Origin of the sequence: Xanthomonas sp. A1809 (assembly GCF_017746015.1) — a bacterium.
In the GTDB taxonomy this organism is placed as follows: domain Bacteria; phylum Pseudomonadota; class Gammaproteobacteria; order Xanthomonadales; family Xanthomonadaceae; genus Xanthomonas; species Xanthomonas euvesicatoria.
The window spans coordinates 179177-196735 of record NZ_JAGHWZ010000005.1 but is presented as its reverse complement, the minus strand read 5'-3'; the positions used below and the strand labels follow the sequence as shown (position 1 = coordinate 196735).

Genomic DNA, 17559 nt, shown 5'->3' with positions numbered 1-17559 from the left:
GAAACGTATGCCACTGACGATCGAGCTGCAGATGCTGGGCTGGGCGATGGTGCTCGGGCTGGTGCAATTACTGGCCGCCTCGGCCAGCATGACCGCCCAGCGCGGCACCAAGTGGAATGCCAGCGCACGCGATGGCGAGGCCAAGCCGCTCACCGGCGTGGCGGCGCGGCTGGACCGTGCGTTTCGCAATTATCTCGAGACCTTTCCGATCTTCGCGGCCGCCGTGCTGGCGGTGAGCGTGGCCGGGCGCACCAGCGCAGAAACAGCACTCGCCGTGCAGCTCTACCTGTGGGCGCGCGTGGCGTATGTGCCGGTGTATGCCGCGGGTATTCCGTACCTGCGCAGCGCCATCTGGGTGGTGTCGTTCTGGGGCATCATCAAACTGGTGCGCGCACTGCTGGGCATTTGATGCAGCGTCGCCGGCGGGTGTGAGCTTCAATCAGTCGCTTGCACCCGCGCCAGGATTGCATCGGTGGCCGCCTGCGTATCGCCGGTATGCAGGGCCTGCTCCAGCAGTGGAATCACCCAGGCGCAACCGGCCCTGGTCACCTCTGCACGCCAGTCGCCGCGCCAGGCATCCAGTTCGTGCAAGGCCAGCATGCTGCAGCCGCCTCGCTCGGCATGGCCGCCGCGGATGGACTGCTCCAGCCAGAACGGCTGGTCCGAGTCGATGGCGATCGAAAAAACACAGACGTCGTGGGTTGGATCGTCGGCCGAAGGTGCGTTGTTGCGCCGGCCGATCTCCACCACCCTCATGCGTCAGGCTCGGCGTCCGGGTTCCATGCCAATACGCGAATTTCCACATCGTCCAGCTGCACCAGCTGGCCGGGACGGATCTTGGCGGTCTTGCGCAGCTCCTGCACGCCGTCGACGCTGACCGCGCCGCTGGCGACGATCGCCTTGCCCTGGCCGCCGCTGTCGGCAATGCCGGCCAGCTTGAGCAACTGGTTGAGTTCGATGTAGTCGCCGTCCAGGTCGAATTCCAGGTATTGCATGGTGTGCTCGGTGGCAGGGAGGCCGCGATTATCCGCCTACTCGCGCTGGAAACGCGCGATCTGTTCCAGCAGGGTCTCGGTGCGGGCGACGCTGCGGCCGGCATGCGCGGTGTCGAGGCGTTCCAGCCAGGGGTGACCGCTGCGCTGCAGCCGTCGATAGCCCAGCCAGGTGCCGATGCCGCCGATGACACCGACCAGCAGGTTGCATAGCAGCCAGGCGGTCGGCAACGACTGGCCGGTGAAGACCCGCCACGCAGCGTCTGCCACTGCCACCCACAGCACCCAGAACGCCACGCCCAGCCACGGCGCCACGCGTGTGCGCCAGCGCCGCAGCTGTGCAAGCGCGCGCTGTGTCTGCAGCAGTGGCCTGGCGAAATCCAACTGCGACAACAGCCACAGTTGACGGGCCGCAGACGCAGCCAGCGCAACGCACCACGCCTGCAGCAACACGCCGCCGACGACGGCAGCGGCCTGTTCGGCGAAACTGAGCCAACTGTGGGCAACGATGCCACTCACTGCGATGGCGCACAGCAGTTGCGCCGACTGGCTCAGCCACAACGGGCGCAGATGCGCGCGCGCTGCGTGGCTGCGCAGGTCGCCGACCACCTGGCCGGTGAGTGCAGCGTGTTGGTCCAGCCGTTGTTCCAGGGAACGCCAGGCCAGGGCGATGTCGTCCAGTTCCATGTCTTGCTCCGGTTGCGGATCGGTGGGGTTCACAGCTCGGCGCGAATGCGCGTTTTCAGTCGGCTGAGTTTGGTGGCGACATTGGTTTCGCTGATGCCGAGCACTTCGCCGATTTCGCGATAGCTGTGCTCGTCCAGATAGAGCAACAGCAGCGCGCGTTCCAGCGGCGGTTGCTGTGCGATGAAGGCATACAGCGCGGCCACCTGTTGCGCGCGTACAGGGTCGTGCGCCTGTGGATCGGCGATGCGCTCCATCACCGCATCCAGCGCGATCGGCTCGCCGGCCGCGCGGCGGCCGCGCAGATCGCTGATCGCCACGTTCAGGGCGATGCGGTACATCCAGGTGGAAAAGCGCCGACCCGGGTCGTAGCCGGGAAATGCCCGCCACAGTTGCGTGGCGATTTCCTGCGCCAGTTCGTCGCGGTCGTCGCGTCCGCGGCAATAGCTGGCCGCCACCTTCAGCACGATGCCGCGATGCTGCTGCAGCAGGGCGCTGAAGCGGGTGTGCAGGTCTGTGTCCAGGGGCGTGGCTCCGGTCGGGCAGGTCAAGGGACGACACGGGGGATGATTCGCGCAGCAGCGCAATTCCTCACAACCTGAATGGACTGTCACGAAAATTTCGACAGCAAGGGGGCTGAAGAGGCACACTATGCTGCTTTGCGCCTGCCGGCTCCGTGCGGCGCCTCCGGAGTTACCCATGACCCAAGAATCTTCCGCGCCGCTGCTGTTTGCAGATCTCGGCCTCTCGGACGCTGTGATGAAGGCCGTTGCCAATGTCGGCTACGAGTCGCCGTCGCCGATCCAGGCTGCCACCATCCCCGCGTTGCTGGCCGGCCGCGATGTGCTCGGCCAGGCCCAGACCGGTACCGGCAAGACCGCCGCATTCGCGCTGCCGGTGCTGTCCAACGCCGATCTCAACCAGGTCAAGCCGCAGGCATTGGTGCTGGCCCCGACCCGCGAACTGGCCATCCAGGTCGCCGAGGCGTTCCAGAAATATGCCGAAGCCATTCCCGGCTTCCGCGTGCTGCCGGTCTACGGCGGCCAGCCGTATGCCCAGCAGCTGAGCGCGCTCAAGCGCGGCGTGCATGTGGTGGTCGGTACCCCGGGCCGGGTGATCGATCACCTGGACCGCGGTACCCTGGATCTGTCCCAGCTCAAGACGCTGGTGCTGGACGAAGCCGACGAAATGCTGCGCATGGGCTTCATCGACGACGTCGAAGCGGTGCTGAAGAAGTTGCCGGAGCAGCGCCAGGTGGCCTTGTTCTCGGCCACCATGCCGCCGGCCATCCGCCGTATCGCGCAGACCTATCTGAAGGACCCGGCCGAAGTCACCATCGCGGCCAAGACCACCACCTCGGCCAACATCCGCCAGCGCTACTGGTGGGTGAGCGGGCTGCACAAGCTGGACGCGTTGACCCGCATTCTCGAGGTCGAGCCGTTCGACGGCATGATCATCTTCGCGCGCACCAAGGCGGCCACCGAAGAGCTGGCGCAGAAGCTGCAGGCGCGCGGCATGGCGGCAGCGGCCATCAACGGCGACATGCAGCAGGCCGCACGCGAGAAGACCATCGCCCAGCTCAAGGACGGCAAGCTGGACATCCTGGTGGCCACCGACGTGGCCGCACGCGGTCTGGACGTGGAGCGCATCAGCCACGTGTTGAACTACGACATTCCCTACGACACCGAAAGCTACGTGCACCGCATCGGTCGCACCGGCCGTGCCGGGCGTAACGGCGACGCGATCCTGTTCGTGACGCCGCGCGAGAAGGGCATGCTGCGCTCCATCGAACGCGCCACCCGTCAGCCGATCGAAGAGATGCAGCTGCCGAGCGTGGACGCGGTCAACGACACCCGCGTCGCGCGTTTCATGAGCCGCATCACCGAGACCCTGGCCGGTGGCCAGATCGACATGTACCGCGACCTGCTGCAGCGCTACGAGGCCGAAAACAACGTGCCGGCGATCGATATCGCCGCCGCGCTGGCCAAGCTGCTGCAGGGCGATGCCCCGTTCCTGCTGACCCCGCCGGTGCGCGGTGCGCGCGAGGACACTGCGCCGCGCGAACGTCATGAGCGTGCCGACCGCGGCGATCGCCCCCGCTTCGAGCCGAAGTTCGAACGTGGCCCGCGTGCCGACGGCGAGCGCACTGCACGCCCGCCGCGCGGTGACGATGCCGGCGAGCGTCCACGCCGCGAGCCGGCCCCACGTGGCGAGCCGGAGTTCGGCATGGAGAGCTACCGCATCGAAGTGGGCCACAGCCACGGCGTGAAGCCGGCCAACATCGTCGGCGCGATCGCCAACGAAGCCGGGCTGGAAAGCCGCTATATCGGTCGTATCGACATCCAGGACGATTACTCGATTCTGGATCTGCCGGCCGACATGCCGCGCGAACTGCTGCAGCACCTCAAGAAGGTCTGGGTGTCTGGCCAGCAGCTCAACATGCGCAAGCTGGAAGACGGCGAAGCGGCCGCAGCGGCGTCCAAGCCGCGCTTCCCGCGTGGCGGCAAGCCGTCCGGTCGCCCGAACGGCCCGGGCCGTCCGATGGACCGCGCCGGCGCGCCGCACCGCAAGGGTCCGCCGAAGCCGCGCGGCGAGTAAGGCTGCCCGGCCCTGCTTGCAGGGATCCTGCAGACGGTCGGGTTGCCCAGTATCGCTATGCATCCAAGGGCATAGCGAGCAGGTAAGGCGTTACGGCGCCTCGAGGCGGCGGCGATCAGGCTGATCTAGTCAGCGTCGCTAACACCGGTCGCATCACGCCAAGCGGGCATAGCCATACAGACTCGGCCGTTGCGGCCGTTACTGCCTTCAGGCGCCCAGTGGGCGCCTGAATCGCATTGGTGCGGCGAAGGACGGACGGCGATGGCGCAAGCAGTACGCGGCAAGGGCGGTGGGCAGACCATGCACCTGGTGCGTGGCTGGCTGACGCTTCCTCTGGCGCTGTTGATCGGTATCGCCGTCTGTATGACGGTGGTGTCGGCGCTGGTGATCGAAGTGCAGTCCGGCGCGACCGCCTGGATCGTCGGCCAAAGCCATTGGTCCAACGCCCAGCAGGAATCGGTGTACTGGATGGAGCGCTATCTGGGCAGCGGGGATACGGCCGATCTGCAGGCCGCCTGCCGCGCGCTGGAAGTGCCGCTGGGCGACCGCGCCGCACGCGTGGCGATCGAACAGCCGGTGATCGATTGGGACGCGGTCTACGCCGGTCTGACCGCTGGGCGTAATGCCCATGAAGACATGCCGCAAATGGTGCGGCTGTATCGCTACGGGCACCAATTTCCGTATCTCGGCGACGCCATCGCGCTGTGGAAGCGCACCGACGCCGGCATCCTGCAACTGAGCGATCTGGCCGACCGCGCCGCTTCGGTGCAGGCCGCCAACCGGCCCGACCCGCGCGCGCTGCAGGCACTGCGCGATGAACTGCATCTGCTGGACGGCCGCATGCGTCACGACGCGTCCGAATTCCTGGCCTACCTGACCCGCTGCGCGCGACTGCTGCACGATGTGATGGTGGTCTGCAGCCTGGCCACCTTGCTGCTGGTGTTGATCACCTGCGTACTGGCGATGCGGCGCATTCGCGATTATCTGCTGTCGCATGAAGGCCGCTTCCGTACCGCGTTTCAGCAGGCGGCGCTGGGCATGGTCAAGTTCGATCTGCGCGGCAACGTGCTGGATGCCAATGCGTCGATGGCCAACGTGCTGCTCTACCGGCCCGAAGAATTGCAGGCCTGCACCTTGGCCGAGGTGATGCATCCGGAAGACATCAAGCTGGACAGCCGCGGCATGCTCGATTGGCCCAAGCTGCTGCAGTCCGGCGAATTGCGCTTCGTGCGTGCCGACGGCGGGGTGATGTGGGGCCGCTGGAGCGCGTCGTTGGTCGAGCCGGGGCCGGAAGAGCCGACCCTGGTGCTGGCGGTGATCGAAGATGTCTCGCACGCGCACGAGCTGGCCGACGAAGTGGCCTTCCATGCGCGCCACGACGCGATGACCGGGCTGATCAACCGGCATGAAATCGAACGCCGGCTGCTGCGCCTGATCGAGCTGCCGCAATCGCCGCAGATGTGCCACGCGCTGTGCTTTGTCGACCTGGATCATTTCAAGCTGGTCAACGACACCTTCGGGCATGCGGTCGGCGACAAGTTCCTGTGCCACTTCGCCGATGTGATCACCATGCAGCTGCGCTCTGGCGATTGGCTGGGGCGTCTGGGCGGCGATGAGTTCGCCATCCTGCTGGCCAATACCGACCTGGCGCAGGCGCAGGCCGTGCTGGAACGCATGCACGGCGTGCTCGGTCAACCGTGGAGCCATCAAGGCGGGCGACCGCTGACGCCCAGTTGCAGTTTTGGCGTGGTGGAGATTCGCCACGGCGTCAGCGACCTCACTACCTTAATGACCGCCGCCGATCTGGCTTGTCATGCGGCCAAGGAAGAAGGGCGCAACCGCGTTCGCTGCTTCAACGAGAACGATCTGGCACTGGCGCAGCGCCGCCACGATGGTGGCTGGATCAGTGCGGTGCAACAGGCGATCGCCGAAGAGCGTTTGCTGCTGTACGCGCAGAAAATCCAGGTGCTGAACGACCCGGGACGCCTGCAGTACGAGGTGCTGGTGCGCATGCGCGCCAGCGACGGACGGGTGCTGAGCCCGGGTGAATTCTTGCCGGCAGTGGAGCGTTACGGCCTGGGGCGCATGGTCGATACCTATGTGCTGGAAGCGCTGTGCGCGCAGTTGGCGGCCAATCCGATGCATGTGGCGATGCTGGACCTGTGTCACGTCAATCTGTCTGCGCAATCGATCGCGCAGCCGGATTTTCTCGACGTCGTCTGCGCCCTGTTCGAGCGCTACCCGGCACTGGTGCCGAAGCTGTGCATGGAGATCACCGAGACCGCGGTCATCGGCGATCTGGAACACGCGCAGCGTTTTGTGCAGAGCGTGCGCGCACGCGGGTGCCACGTGGCGCTGGACGATTTCGGCAGCGGCCTGGCCTCGTTCGGCTATCTCAAGCAATTCACCGTGGACGTGTTGAAGATCGATTGCGGCTTCGTCCGCAACTATGCGCACGATGCAGTGGATCGCGCGGCGGTGCATTCGATCGCCCAGGTCGGGCTGGCGCTGGGCATCGAGGTGGTCGCCGAAGGCGTGGAATCGGAGGCCGACATCCCCGGGCTGCGTGAGGCCGGCGTGGGCCAGGTGCAGGGTTTCAGCCTGCATCGTCCATGCCCGCTGGAAGAACTGTTGCACACACCGCAGCTGGTGGCCGTCTCCGGGTAGCGCGCTTGACCCGGGCGATGTCGGGCAGCGTCAGGCCGGTGCTGCGTGTACAACGCGGCTGGCGACTGCCTGCTGCCGATTGCTGGCCCGGTCAGCCGGCATGGCGCACGGCCTGCTCCAAATCGCCGATAATTGGCAGATGACGATCCGACTCAACAAATACATCGCCGAAACCGGCTTCTGCTCACGCCGCGAGGCCGATCGCCTGATCGGCGAACGAAGGGTCACCGTCAATGGCGTACCCGCCGGCACCGGCGCGGTGGTCGGCGCGGAAGATACCGTGCTGGTGGATGGCCAGCCGCTACGCATACGCGAGGCCAAGAAGCTCGGTGGTCGCAAGCACGTCTACATCGCGCTCAACAAACCGGTGGGCATCACCTGCACCACCGAGAGTTCGGTCAAGGGCAATATCGTCGAATTCGTCGGTCACGAGCAGCGCATCTTCCCGATCGGCCGGCTCGACAAGGACTCCGAAGGGCTGATCCTGATGACCAGCAACGGCAACATCGTCAACGAGATCCTGCGCGCGGAAAATCGCCACCAGAAGGAATATCTGGTCGCGGTCAACAAACCGGTCACCGATGAATTCCTGCGCGGCATGGCACGCGGGGTGCGCATCCACAACGAAACCACATTGCCGTGCCGCACCGCACGCATTGCCAAATTCGGCTTCCGCATCGTGCTAGAGCAGGGCCTGAATCGGCAGATTCGCCTGATGGCTGCCGAGTTCGGCTACCGGGTGACGCAACTGCGCCGGGTGCGCATCGACAACATCAAACTGGCTGCGCTCAAGCCGGGGCAGTGGCGCAACCTCAGCGATGCGGAATTGCGCGGGCTGCTGCCGCAACGCACCGACTGGTAAGCGCCTGTGCCGGGCCGGCTGCATCGCAGTCAGGTCAGCGCAGCCGGCGTTTCGGACACGGCATATGCCCGCGCTGTAGTGCCGTGCTGCCGCGCCAAATGTGCAACGTCGTGCCGGGTGCTTGCGCCCGCTGTATGGATCACGCTTCGAAATATCCGATGCCGTCCAGGGCGGCGCTGCAGCGTAGGGTGCGCCCGATGGTGGCACTTGCCGGGCTCCGGCATACTTTCACAGATAACAGCCAGGGGGCGGCAGTGATCAAACCGGAATTGCCGAGCAACGAGGCCGAGCGGCTGGCCGCGCTGCGCCAATACGACGTGCTGGATACGCCAGCCGAACGTGCATTCGACGACCTGACCATGATTGCCTCCACGCTGTGCGAGACGCAGATGGCGGCGGTGGTGCTGGTGGACGAAGACCGGCAGTGGTTCAAGTCTGCGCACGGTGCGCCACGCAGCGAAGCACCACGCGATATCTCGTTCTGCGCGCACGCGATCCTGAGCCCGGACGAAGTGCTGATGGTGGACGACACCTTGCTGGACCCACGCTTCCACGATAACCCGATGGTGGTCGGTAGCGGCGGGGTGCGCTTCTATGCCGGCGCGCCGCTGGTGACCAGCCAGGGCCTGGCGCTGGGCTCGCTGTGCGTGTTCGACCAGACCCCGGCGCATCTGCGCGAAGACCAGCGCGAGGCCTTGCAGGCATTGTCGCGGCAGGCCTCGCAGCTGCTTGAGTTGCGGCTGGCCGGCAGGCAGTTGCGCCAGCAGTTGCACGAGCGCGAGTGGTACGAACAGCAGATGGCTGGCTATTACGCGCAGATGGATGCGTTGAACGCCGACCTGGTCGAACAGACCCGCACCGATCCGTTGACCGGCCTGCCCAACCGGCGCGCGTTCGCGGTGGCATTGGCGGCGGCCACCGAACAGACGCGTGCGGTGGGCCAGCCGCTGTCGGTCGCGCTGCTGGACGTGGACCACTTCAAGACCGTCAACGATGTGCATGGGCACGATCAGGGCGATGCAGTGCTGCGCGGATTGTCCGCATTGTTGCGTGCGCATATGGCCGGTGCCGGCACCATCGCCCGGTATGGCGGTGAGGAATTCGTATTGCTGCTCCCCAATACGGATCTGCTGCAGGCACGCGTGCAATGCGAATACCTGCGCCAGAGCGTGGCGGCGATGACGATCGCGCTGCCGGTGACGGTGAGTATCGGTGTGGCGACCTTGTACCCGCAGGAAAGCGTGGAGGCGGTGATCAAGCGTGCCGACCAGGCCCTGTATGCGGCCAAGCGCGGTGGGCGCGATCAGGTGGTCGCACTGGAGTAGGGGCGCGTGGTTGCGCATCTGCCGATGCAGATCGCCTGGCCAGCGCATGGGACGTCGATTGCCGTATGCCGGGCGGCGCGGACGCCGCGCGATGCAGCGTGAACGCCGGCGTGCTTCAACGCGGCGGTCGCAGTGGACAAGCGCGATCTTGCAGCGCTGTGCAATCAGTCGACGATATTTTTCGCCTCGGCTGTGCCGAGCAATTCCGGGTGCGCCACCGTGCGCCGACGCTCCAGAACCGGATGCAGGAACACCGCGCCGAGAATGATCGCCACGCCGAGATAGAACTGCAGGGTCAGTTCGCGTTGTTCGCCCAGCAGCGCGATCGCCAGCACGATGGCGTACACCGGTTCGAGATTGGTCACCAATTGCACCGAATAGGCGCTCAGATGCCGCAAGGCGACCAGCGCCAGCGCAAATGGCAGCAAGGTGCAGGCCAGCGATAACGCCAGCAGCAACACGCCATCGTGCAGGCTGGGCACCACCAGCAGATCGCCATGCAACGCCGGCAGCAGCAGCGGCATCGCCGGTGCAAGCAGGGTCAGGGTCAGCGTGCCGGCGCCCAGTTCCAGCGCGGTGACGGTGAGCGGGTCGGCATGCGCCACCATGCGCTTGTTGAGCGAGCCGAATAGCCCGACGAACACCGCCGAAATCGCGCCCACCACCACGCCGGCCCGCATGCCGTCCGGCACCCCGCCGACGACCAGCGCCACGCCGGGCAACACGGCCAGCCCGAACAGCAGCTCGCGCGGACGGAACGGGCGATGCGTGACCAATGGCTCGATGACCGCCGTGAAAACCGGCGCCAGTGCGATACAGGTCGCCGCCACCGATGCATTGGCCAGCTTGATCGCGCCGTAGAAGGTGAGCCAGTGCAAGGCCACCAGCGCGCCGATGCCGCAATAGCCCAGCACCACACGCCCGGACAAGCCACGCAACCCACGCCACACGCGTGGCCACAAGGCCAGTGCCACCACCACGATCAACATGCGCCACCACACCAGCGGCAGTGCCTGCAGCGTGATCAGCTTGCCCAGGATCGCGGTGATGCCCCAAAGCAGGACGCAGAAGTGGATTTGCAGTTGCGCCTTGCGCAGGTCGGTCGTGGGCATGCGCCATTGTCGCCGAAGACTGCGTGATGTTGCGCTGCAAGGAACGCGGCGCCGGCGTGCAGCGGCGGGGTGGAGGGATGGCTGACCAGGCTGTCGCGCAGCAATCGTGCGACCCGCCCGCCAACGGCCGACCTGCATCACGGCAGGATGGCCGAGGAGCGATGCACCAGCCCATTCCGCGATCGATCGTGGCACCTCAGCGCTCAGCGCTGTGCGCAAGAGACGGCCGCTTCAACCAGCGCGGATTGCCCTCATGTGCGGACCAAGGGCGGCTGATAAAACGGCAAGCCGTCGTCAGATGGGCTGCCGACGCCGCACGCAGAATCGAACGTACGCATGGAACCTGCCGATCCGAAGCGGCCGCGCTGTCGTGTTGCTAGCTGCCCTGACGCGCCGACACTTCTTTCAACAACGCCATCGCCGCTGCCGGGTTGCGTTCCTTCGCCGCACTGATGAAAAACACGAAGACCTCGCGCGGCTGCCGTGCCGGCGCTGCCGAAGCGTCCACGTGCGGCAGATCGGCCGGGTCTTCGCCGCGGCGCCAGGCCTGGATGCGCTCTGCCCAACGCGCCAGTGCCGGCGCCGGATACCCTGCATGCAGGCGCGCCTGGCTGCGCATCAGACGCGCATAGACGAAATCCGTGGAGAGATCGGCGAACGAGGGGTGCTCATCCGAATCGGTGAACACCGTGGCCACGCCATGGCCGCGGACCAATGCGAGCAGCGAGGCATCTACCGCATCGTGGTCGCGGATCTCCAGCACATGGCGCAGCGCACGCGGACCTGCACGCTTGGGCAGCAACGACAAAAACGCGTCCAGATCGTCGGCCTGCAACCGGTGCCCTTGTTCGAATTGCCACACCAGCGGCCCAAGCGTATCGCCTAGCTCGACAATGCCGCCGATGAAATCTTCCACCTGCGCCCTGGTGCCAGCCAGCTTGCGCGACTGGGTAATGCGGCGCGGCGCCTTGGCCGAGAACACGAAGCCGGGCGGCACTTCATCGCGCCACTTCGCGTAAGTGGCCGGCTTCTGCGTGCCGTAATAGGTTCCGTTGATTTCGATGGCGGTGACGTGGCGGCTTGCGTATTCCAGCTCGCGGCGCTGCACCAGGCCTTCCGGGTAGAACATGCCTGCGCGCCACGGCGCATACACCCAGCCACCAATGCCGATGTGGATACCTTCGAGGGCGGGCGGGGCGGAAGCGAACAGATCGGTCATTGCATGGAGACTCGCTGGCGAGGTCGTGCGTCATTGCGGATGCGTCGATGGGTGCGACGCGTGCCGGCCGATCATAGCCGTGGCGCAGGTGGCGCGATGAGAAGATGGGTTGCCAATGGGCGCCGCGGGGCAGTGCAATGGTTGAGCCCGCACGACGCAACGTTGCATGGCAGGCTGGCGGTCGTGCCAACGTTGGGTTACGCCTGCGCTGGTCTGCCGCGCTGGCGTTGCACGCTGCTGGAGATGGGCTGCGCAAGCCGCAGCCGGCGTAGCTGCCGGAAACCCACGCCGTCTGCGCTGCGCGCCTCGGCGGAGACCATACGCGGTAAGCGCCGCATGGCGACTGCCTTGCAGCGACCATCACGACGCAGCGAACGCAGCGTTGTCCGCGTGCGCGCACCTTCGCTGAGCGTGCGTGCCTGCATGGCGCGTTATCGGGTGTCGGTCATCGGTATCGGTCATCCGTCACCCATCGCCCGCGCGCGGCCACAGCCGGCTACCATGCCAGCTCTGCCGCGCGAGATCGCCCCGATGACCTGGACCACGCCTGATCTGTGTGACTGCTACCCCGACGTGACGATCGCCGAGCCGCTGTTCCGCCACTTCGGCGGGCGCACGGCATTTGCCGGGCCCATGGTCACGGTGCGCTGTTTCGAAGACAACTCGCGGGTGCGCGAGCTGGCCGCCACGCCGGGCGACGGCCGCGTGCTGGTGGTGGACGGGCAGGGCTCGCTCAAGCATGCGCTGCTGGGCGACCAGATCGCGGCCAATGCGGTGGCGAACGGCTGGGCCGGCGTGCTGATCCACGGCTGCGTGCGCGATGTCGAGATTCTTGCCACGTTGCCGCTGGGGGTGCTGGCGCTGGCGGCTTGCCCGCGCCGCACCGAGCGACGCGATCTGGGCGATGTGGATGTGCCGGTGAATTTTGCCGGCGTGCCCTTCGTTCCGGGCCACTGGCTGTACGCCGATGCCGATGGCGTGCTGGTGGCGCCGCAACCGTTGGCGCTGGATGGCGCCGGCGGATCGATCTGACCAACAACCTGAAGGTGATGCAGTGACCTTGAACCGATGGCTGAGTGGGGGCGTGCTGATGGTGGCAAGCTTGGTGACGACAACGCACGCGGCCGAACTTCCCGCCGGCATGCAGCAGTTCGATGCGCAGATGGAACGCGTGCGCAAACAGTTCGACGTGCCCGGTATTGCGGTGGCCATCGTCAAGGACGGCCAGGTGGTGCTGGAGCGCGGCTACGGCGTGCGCGAGACCGGCAAGCCTGCGCCCGTGCAGGCCGACACGTTGTTTGCGATTGCCTCCAATACCAAGGCGTTCACTGCCGCATCGCTGTCGATCCTGGCCGATGAAGGCAAGCTCTCGCTCGATGACAAGGTCATCGACCATCTGCCGTGGTTCCGCATGTCCGATCCGTATGTGAGCGGGCAAATGCGCATCCGCGATCTGCTGGCGCACCGCAGCGGCCTGAGCCTGGGTGCAGGCGATTTATTGTTCTGGCCCAGCACCAGCTACACCACCGAAGAGGTCGTGCAGCGCCTGGCCAAGGTGCCGCTGAAGGGCGGTTTTCGCGACCGCTATGCGTACGACAACATCCTGTACGCAGTCGCCCAGAAGGTGATCGAGCAGGTCTCCGGGCAGAGTTATGCGGCATTTCTGCAGCAACGTATCTTCGACCCGGTGGGCATGCGCGGCACGCGCTTCAACGCCGACCATCTGCAGCCCGGCGATCACGCGGCAGTCGGGCATGCCAAGTACGACTTTACCGAGCTGCGTACGGTGGCGCCGCTGACCTGGTCCAACAACTCCGGTGCCGGCGGCATCTATTCCAGCGTGCACGACATGGCGCTGTGGATGAACGTGCAACTGGCCGGCGGCATCCTGCCCGATGGCAAACCCCTGTTCAGCGCCAAGCGCCAGCAGGAAATGTGGTCGATGATCACGCCGATCCCGATCGGCGAGGTGCAGGTGCCCGAGCTTGCCGCGGCGCGGCCGAACTTCGCCGGCTACGGTGAGGGCTGGAGCCTGAGCGATTACCGCGGCCATCGCCTGGTCTGGCACACCGGCGGCTGGCCCGGCATGGTATCGCGCCTGACGCTGCTGCCGGATCAGAAGCTGGGCGTGGTGGTATTGACCAATCAGGAGGTGGGCGCTGCGTTCAACGCCGTGACCTTCCAGGTGCTGGATGCCTTCTTGCAGGTGCCGTCCACCGATTGGACCGCCGCTTACGCCAAGCTGGTGGAGAAGGCCGACAGCGAGGCGGACGCAAGTTGGAAGAAGCACCAGGACGCGCGCGCGGCGCGGTCCACGCCGTCGTTGCCGCTGCGCAGTTACGCGGCCACCTATCGCGACCCCTGGTATGGCGATGTGGTGATCGTCCAGGACGGCAAGCGGCTGCGCCTGCAGTTCGCCAGGACCGCCCAGTTGGTGGGCACGCTGGAGCATTGGCAGCACGACAGCTTCATCGTGCGCTGGGACGACCGCTCCTTGAATGCCGATGCCTTCGTCAATTTTGCGCTGACCCCGGACGGCACGGTGCGCGAGATGCGCATGGAGCCGATTTCGCCGCTGACCGATTTCAGCTTCGATTTCCAGGACCTGGTGCTGACGCCGGTGCCGACGCAGACCGCTGCGGGCAAATGATGCAGGCACGCGCGGATGACCTGCGCGCTGCGCCTGGCGGGCCCAAGCGCGCAGGTGGCTCAGATCGCCATCGGCCGCCGCACGCTATCGAAGTGCGGCAGGTCCGGTTACGATCTGCGCACTTTTCAGGGATGTCGCCGCACGCATGACCACTCCGCAGATGTCGGTGTATTTCTTTTTGCAGGCTGCCGCGATTTTGTTGGTGTGCCGGCTGGTCGGCATGCTGGCCAAGCGCCTCGGGCAACCGCAGGTGGTGGGCGAAATGATTGCCGGCGTGATGCTGGGGCCCTCGTTGTTCGGCTTGCTGGCGCCGGGCGCGCAGGCGGCCCTGTTCCCCAAGCAGACCATGGACGTGCTGTATGTGTTCGCGCAGTTCGGCGTGGGCCTGTACATGTTCCTGGTCGGAACCGATTTCCGCGGCGACCACTTTCGCGCGCGCTATCGCAGTGCCATGAGCGTGTCGATGGCGGGCATCGCGGTGCCGTTCCTGCTGGCATTTGCCATGTGCCCATGGTTGATCAACGTGCAGGGCCTGTTTTCGGAAAAGGCCAAGCTGGCCGAAGCGTCGCTGTTCCTGGGCGCGGCCATTGCGATCACCGCCTTCCCGATGCTGGCGCGCATCATCCACGAACGCGGTCTGACCAATAGCCCCTTGGGCACCTTGGCGCTGACCGCTGGCGCGTTCGACGATGCCGCAGCGTGGTGCATTTTGGCCGTGGTGCTGGCCAGTTTCGGCGGCAGTTGGGGCAGTGCCTACCTGGCCATCGGCGGCGGCATCGGCTATGCGGTCTTCATGATTTTCGTCGGCCGGCATCTGCTCAAGCGGCTGGCCGATCATGTGGTGCCCGGCCAGCCGCTGAGCAACAGTGTCCTGGCGGTGGTGCTGATCCTGTTCTGCATCAGCGCCTGGGCCATGGATGCGATCGGCATCCACGCGGTGTTCGGCGGTTTCCTGCTCGGTGTCTGCCTGCCCAGGGGCGCACTGACCGAGAAGCTGCGCGAGATGATGCAGCCGTTCGTCGTGGTGTTGCTGCTGCCGATGTTCTTCACCTATTCGGGCTTGAAAACCCAGCTCAGCGTATTGCTGCAGCCGCAGATCATGCTGGCGGGCGTGGCGATCCTGGCCGCGTCGTTCATCGGCAAGGGCGTGGCCTGCTGGGCCGCGGCGCGTGCGACCGGCGAGAACAACCGCGACGCGATGGCGATCGGTTCGCTGATGAATGCACGCGGGCTGATGGAGCTGATCATCATCAATATCGGCTTGCAGGCGGGTGTGATCGAACAGGGCCTGTTCTCGGTGCTGGTGCTGATGGCGATCCTGTCCACGCTGATGGCCACGCCGTTGTTCAACTGGATCATGCGCCGCCACGCCAATGTGACCGACGCGGTGCCGAGCCTGCAGTCGCGGTGATCGGCGCGCGACTGCCCGCAGGTGCGGGCAGTGCACTGGCGGCGTGTGCGGCCGGGCCTTGCGTCAACGCCCCAGCGGCAACTGCACGCTGGCCAGCAGGCCACCGCCGGGGCGGTTGCTGACGACCAGTTGGCCATCGTGCGCCTGGCAGATGGCCGAGGCGATCGCCAGGCCCAGGCCGCTGCCGCCGGAATGCCGCGCGCGCGAGCTGTCGGCGCGCCAGAAGCGGTCCAGCAAGTGCGGCAGTTGCGCAGGCGCCACGCCGGGACCGCGGTCGCCGACGGTGAGCTGCACGCTGTTGCCGTCGCGGCGCACCTCGATTTCCAGCAACTTGCCGGCTGCGGCGTAGCGCAACGCGTTATCGATCAGGATCGACAGCACCTGGCCCAGCCGGTGCCGGTCGGCATGCAGGCGCAGCGCCGGAGCCGTGGGGTAGTGAATGGTCATCTGCGCCTCGCGCAGCGCCGGGCCTGCCCACTCGATGCGCTCGGCGACGAGCTCCCGCAGCTCGACGCTTTCCGGCTCCAGCACCAGCTGGCCGGCACGCGCCAGCGACACCAGGTGCAGGTCGCCGATCAGCCGATTGATCTGCTCCAGCTGGCGATGCACCAGCCGCAGTTGCTCCGGTTCGCGCGGGAAGACGTCATCCAGCATGCCTTGCACGCGTCCCATCGCGGCATTGAGCGGGGTGCGCAGTTCATGCGCCAGCATCGCGCTGGAGTCGCGTAATTCGCGCTCGTATTGCTGCAGCCTGCCGCTCATCGTATTGAAGTCGTCGGCCAGGGCGGTGAGCTCGTCCGGCGCGCCGCGCACCACTTGCGCGCGTGCGCCGAAATCGCCATCGCTGACCCGGTGCGCGGCGAAAGCCACCTGCGAAAATTGCCGCGACAGCGGCCGCGACGCGAGCAGGCCGCAGAACAGGATGACCGGGACCGAGATGGTCATCATGGCGCCCAGCATCCACCAGTCCGGATTGGCCAGCCCGGGCAGGAAATTTTCGATGTCGTAATAGCGCTGGAACAGCTCCCACAGGCGCGCCTGGTTGGCCCGGGGCTGCTCGATCAGCTGGGAGATCTCGGCACGCGGCTCGGCCGGCACGTTGCTCAGGATCAGGCTGTAGCGCAGGTTGAAATAGCACCACATGCCGAACGCGATGACCATCATGGTGACCACCGCCAGCGCGCTCATGCGCAGTCCCACCCACCACCACAGGGGCGCCTGGTTGCGCCAGGCATGAAACCGCCGCAGCACCTTCATTGAAAGCGATACCCCACTGCACGCACGGTGACCAGCACACCGGTGATGCCATGCACTTCGAGTTTGCGGCGCAGGTTGTGGATGTGCGAATCCACCACCCGTTCCAATGCATCGCTGTCGGGCAGGCAGGCGTCGAGCAGTTCGCTGCGCGTAAAGGCCTTGAATGGGGTCTTGAGCAGCAGCGCGAGCAGGTTGAATTCGGTCGGCGTCAGATCCAGCGCCACGCTGTCGCCGTTTTCGTGTTGCACGCTGGCGACCACGGCGGCCGGATCCACGCTCAGCCGACCGTGCTGCAATGGCTCGCCCGGCGCGCGCACCGCCACGCTCCGGCGTAGCACCGCATGCACACGCGCCACCACCTCCTTGGGGCTGTATGGCTTGACCACGTAATCGTCGGCGCCGTAGCGCAGGGCGCCGAGCTTTTCCGGCTCGTCGCCAATGGCGGTGACCATGATCACCGGCGTGTCGCCGGCGCGGCGGATCGTCGACAGCACCTCGATGCCGCTGAGCTTGGGCAGCATCACGTCCAGCAGCACCAGATCCGGTGCCCATTGCCGGTGGAGCTGGATGGCGCGTTCGCCATCGCCGGCCACCGCCACATCGAAGCCGTCGCGGCGTAGATAGGCCTCCAGAATGCTGGCGCTATCGCTGTCGTCTTCCACCAGCAGAACCTTTTTGCCTGTCATGGCGTGTTGCCCTGTCGTCTCGATCAAATCTGGATAATTCCCGAAAACAACCTGGACGCTGCGGGTCGAGGATGTCGGTCGAGATTGGCTCTGTGC

At 66.1% G+C, this 17559-nt stretch carries 16 protein-coding genes; 8 read left to right on the top strand and 8 right to left on the bottom strand.

The features are described 5' to 3' along the window. Nucleotides 1-7 precede the first annotated feature (7 nt). Entirely contained in the window at nt 8-409 is a 402-nt protein-coding gene (locus tag J7396_RS07240; RefSeq protein WP_005912874.1) for an MAPEG family protein, read from the top strand. Between the two features lie 26 nt (nt 410-435). On the opposite strand, the gene J7396_RS07235 is transcribed toward J7396_RS07240, so the two are convergent. Genes J7396_RS07235 through J7396_RS07220 form a run of 4 tightly spaced genes read right to left on the bottom strand, consistent with a single transcriptional unit; the run spans nt 436 to nt 2227 of the window. After that, complete coding sequence (locus J7396_RS07235) at nt 436-756, bottom strand: hypothetical protein (protein ID WP_209261232.1); 321 nt, start codon at nt 754-756, stop codon at nt 436-438. After that, on the bottom strand, nt 753-995 hold the full coding sequence (locus J7396_RS07230; RefSeq protein WP_005912879.1) for an RNA-binding S4 domain-containing protein: 243 nt from the start codon (nt 993-995) through the stop codon (nt 753-755). Before J7396_RS07230 ends, J7396_RS07235 begins: the two co-directional genes overlap by 4 nt. 36 nt (nt 996-1031) lie before the next feature. Beyond that, the gene (locus tag J7396_RS07225; protein WP_209261231.1) at nt 1032-1679 is read right to left on the bottom strand and encodes a hypothetical protein; all 648 of its coding nucleotides are present in this window, start codon (nt 1677-1679) and stop codon (nt 1032-1034) included. Nucleotides 1680-1708: 29 nt separating this feature from the next. Beyond that, a complete protein-coding gene (locus J7396_RS07220) occupies nt 1709-2227 on the bottom strand; it encodes a sigma-70 family RNA polymerase sigma factor (RefSeq protein WP_008576880.1) in 519 nt (172 codons plus the stop codon). Nucleotides 2228-2375: 148 nt separating this feature from the next. Here J7396_RS07220 and J7396_RS07215 point away from each other — a divergent pair, with 148 nt between their 5' ends. The 4 genes from J7396_RS07215 to J7396_RS07200 all read left to right on the top strand — a co-directional run bounded on the left by J7396_RS07215 (nt 2376) and on the right by J7396_RS07200 (nt 9128). After that, nucleotides 2376-4274: a DEAD/DEAH box helicase gene (locus J7396_RS07215; protein WP_209261230.1), complete on the top strand. Its 1899-nt coding sequence runs from the start codon at nt 2376-2378 to the stop codon at nt 4272-4274. 261 nt (nt 4275-4535) lie between these two features. Further along, the gene (locus J7396_RS07210; RefSeq protein WP_029819818.1) at nt 4536-6941 is read left to right on the top strand and encodes an EAL domain-containing protein; all 2406 of its coding nucleotides are present in this window, start codon (nt 4536-4538) and stop codon (nt 6939-6941) included. A gap of 139 nt (nt 6942-7080) precedes the next feature. Further along, nucleotides 7081-7803: a pseudouridine synthase gene (locus tag J7396_RS07205; RefSeq protein ID WP_014090599.1), complete on the top strand. Its 723-nt coding sequence runs from the start codon at nt 7081-7083 to the stop codon at nt 7801-7803. Between the two features lie 197 nt (nt 7804-8000). Next, on the top strand, nt 8001-9128 hold the full coding sequence (locus tag J7396_RS07200; protein WP_209261229.1) for a sensor domain-containing diguanylate cyclase: 1128 nt from the start codon (nt 8001-8003) through the stop codon (nt 9126-9128). A 164-nt stretch (nt 9129-9292) separates the two neighbouring features. Here the strand turns inward: J7396_RS07200 and J7396_RS07195 are convergent, their stop codons facing one another. Continuing rightward, the gene (locus J7396_RS07195; RefSeq protein WP_003487571.1) at nt 9293-10240 is read right to left on the bottom strand and encodes a DMT family transporter; all 948 of its coding nucleotides are present in this window, start codon (nt 10238-10240) and stop codon (nt 9293-9295) included. 376 nt (nt 10241-10616) lie between these two features. Continuing rightward, nucleotides 10617-11459: a DUF72 domain-containing protein gene (locus J7396_RS07190; RefSeq protein ID WP_008573497.1), complete on the bottom strand. Its 843-nt coding sequence runs from the start codon at nt 11457-11459 to the stop codon at nt 10617-10619. A gap of 531 nt (nt 11460-11990) precedes the next feature. Between J7396_RS07190 and rraA the strand changes: the two genes are divergently transcribed. The 3 genes from rraA (at nt 11991) to J7396_RS07175 (ending at nt 15520) form a co-directional block, all read left to right on the top strand. Next, nucleotides 11991-12491 carry a ribonuclease E activity regulator RraA gene (gene rraA / locus J7396_RS07185; RefSeq protein ID WP_029819814.1) on the top strand — a complete coding sequence of 167 codons (501 nt, stop codon included), beginning with the start codon at nt 11991-11993 and terminating at the stop codon, nt 12489-12491. After that, the gene (locus J7396_RS07180; protein WP_209261408.1) at nt 12433-14109 is read left to right on the top strand and encodes a serine hydrolase; all 1677 of its coding nucleotides are present in this window, start codon (nt 12433-12435) and stop codon (nt 14107-14109) included. Before rraA ends, J7396_RS07180 begins: the two co-directional genes overlap by 59 nt. Before the next feature lie 145 nt (nt 14110-14254). Further along, complete coding sequence (locus J7396_RS07175) at nt 14255-15520, top strand: cation:proton antiporter (protein ID WP_057681421.1); 1266 nt, start codon at nt 14255-14257, stop codon at nt 15518-15520. Nucleotides 15521-15583: 63 nt separating this feature from the next. Here the strand turns inward: J7396_RS07175 and J7396_RS07170 are convergent, their stop codons facing one another. Then, nucleotides 15584-16777: an ATP-binding protein gene (locus tag J7396_RS07170; protein WP_008573491.1), complete on the bottom strand. Its 1194-nt coding sequence runs from the start codon at nt 16775-16777 to the stop codon at nt 15584-15586. Further along, nucleotides 16774-17463, bottom strand: coding sequence for a response regulator (locus tag J7396_RS07165; protein WP_005912893.1), 690 nt, complete (start codon nt 17461-17463; stop codon nt 16774-16776). Before J7396_RS07165 ends, J7396_RS07170 begins: the two co-directional genes overlap by 4 nt. Nucleotides 17464-17559: the final 96 nt, after the last annotated feature.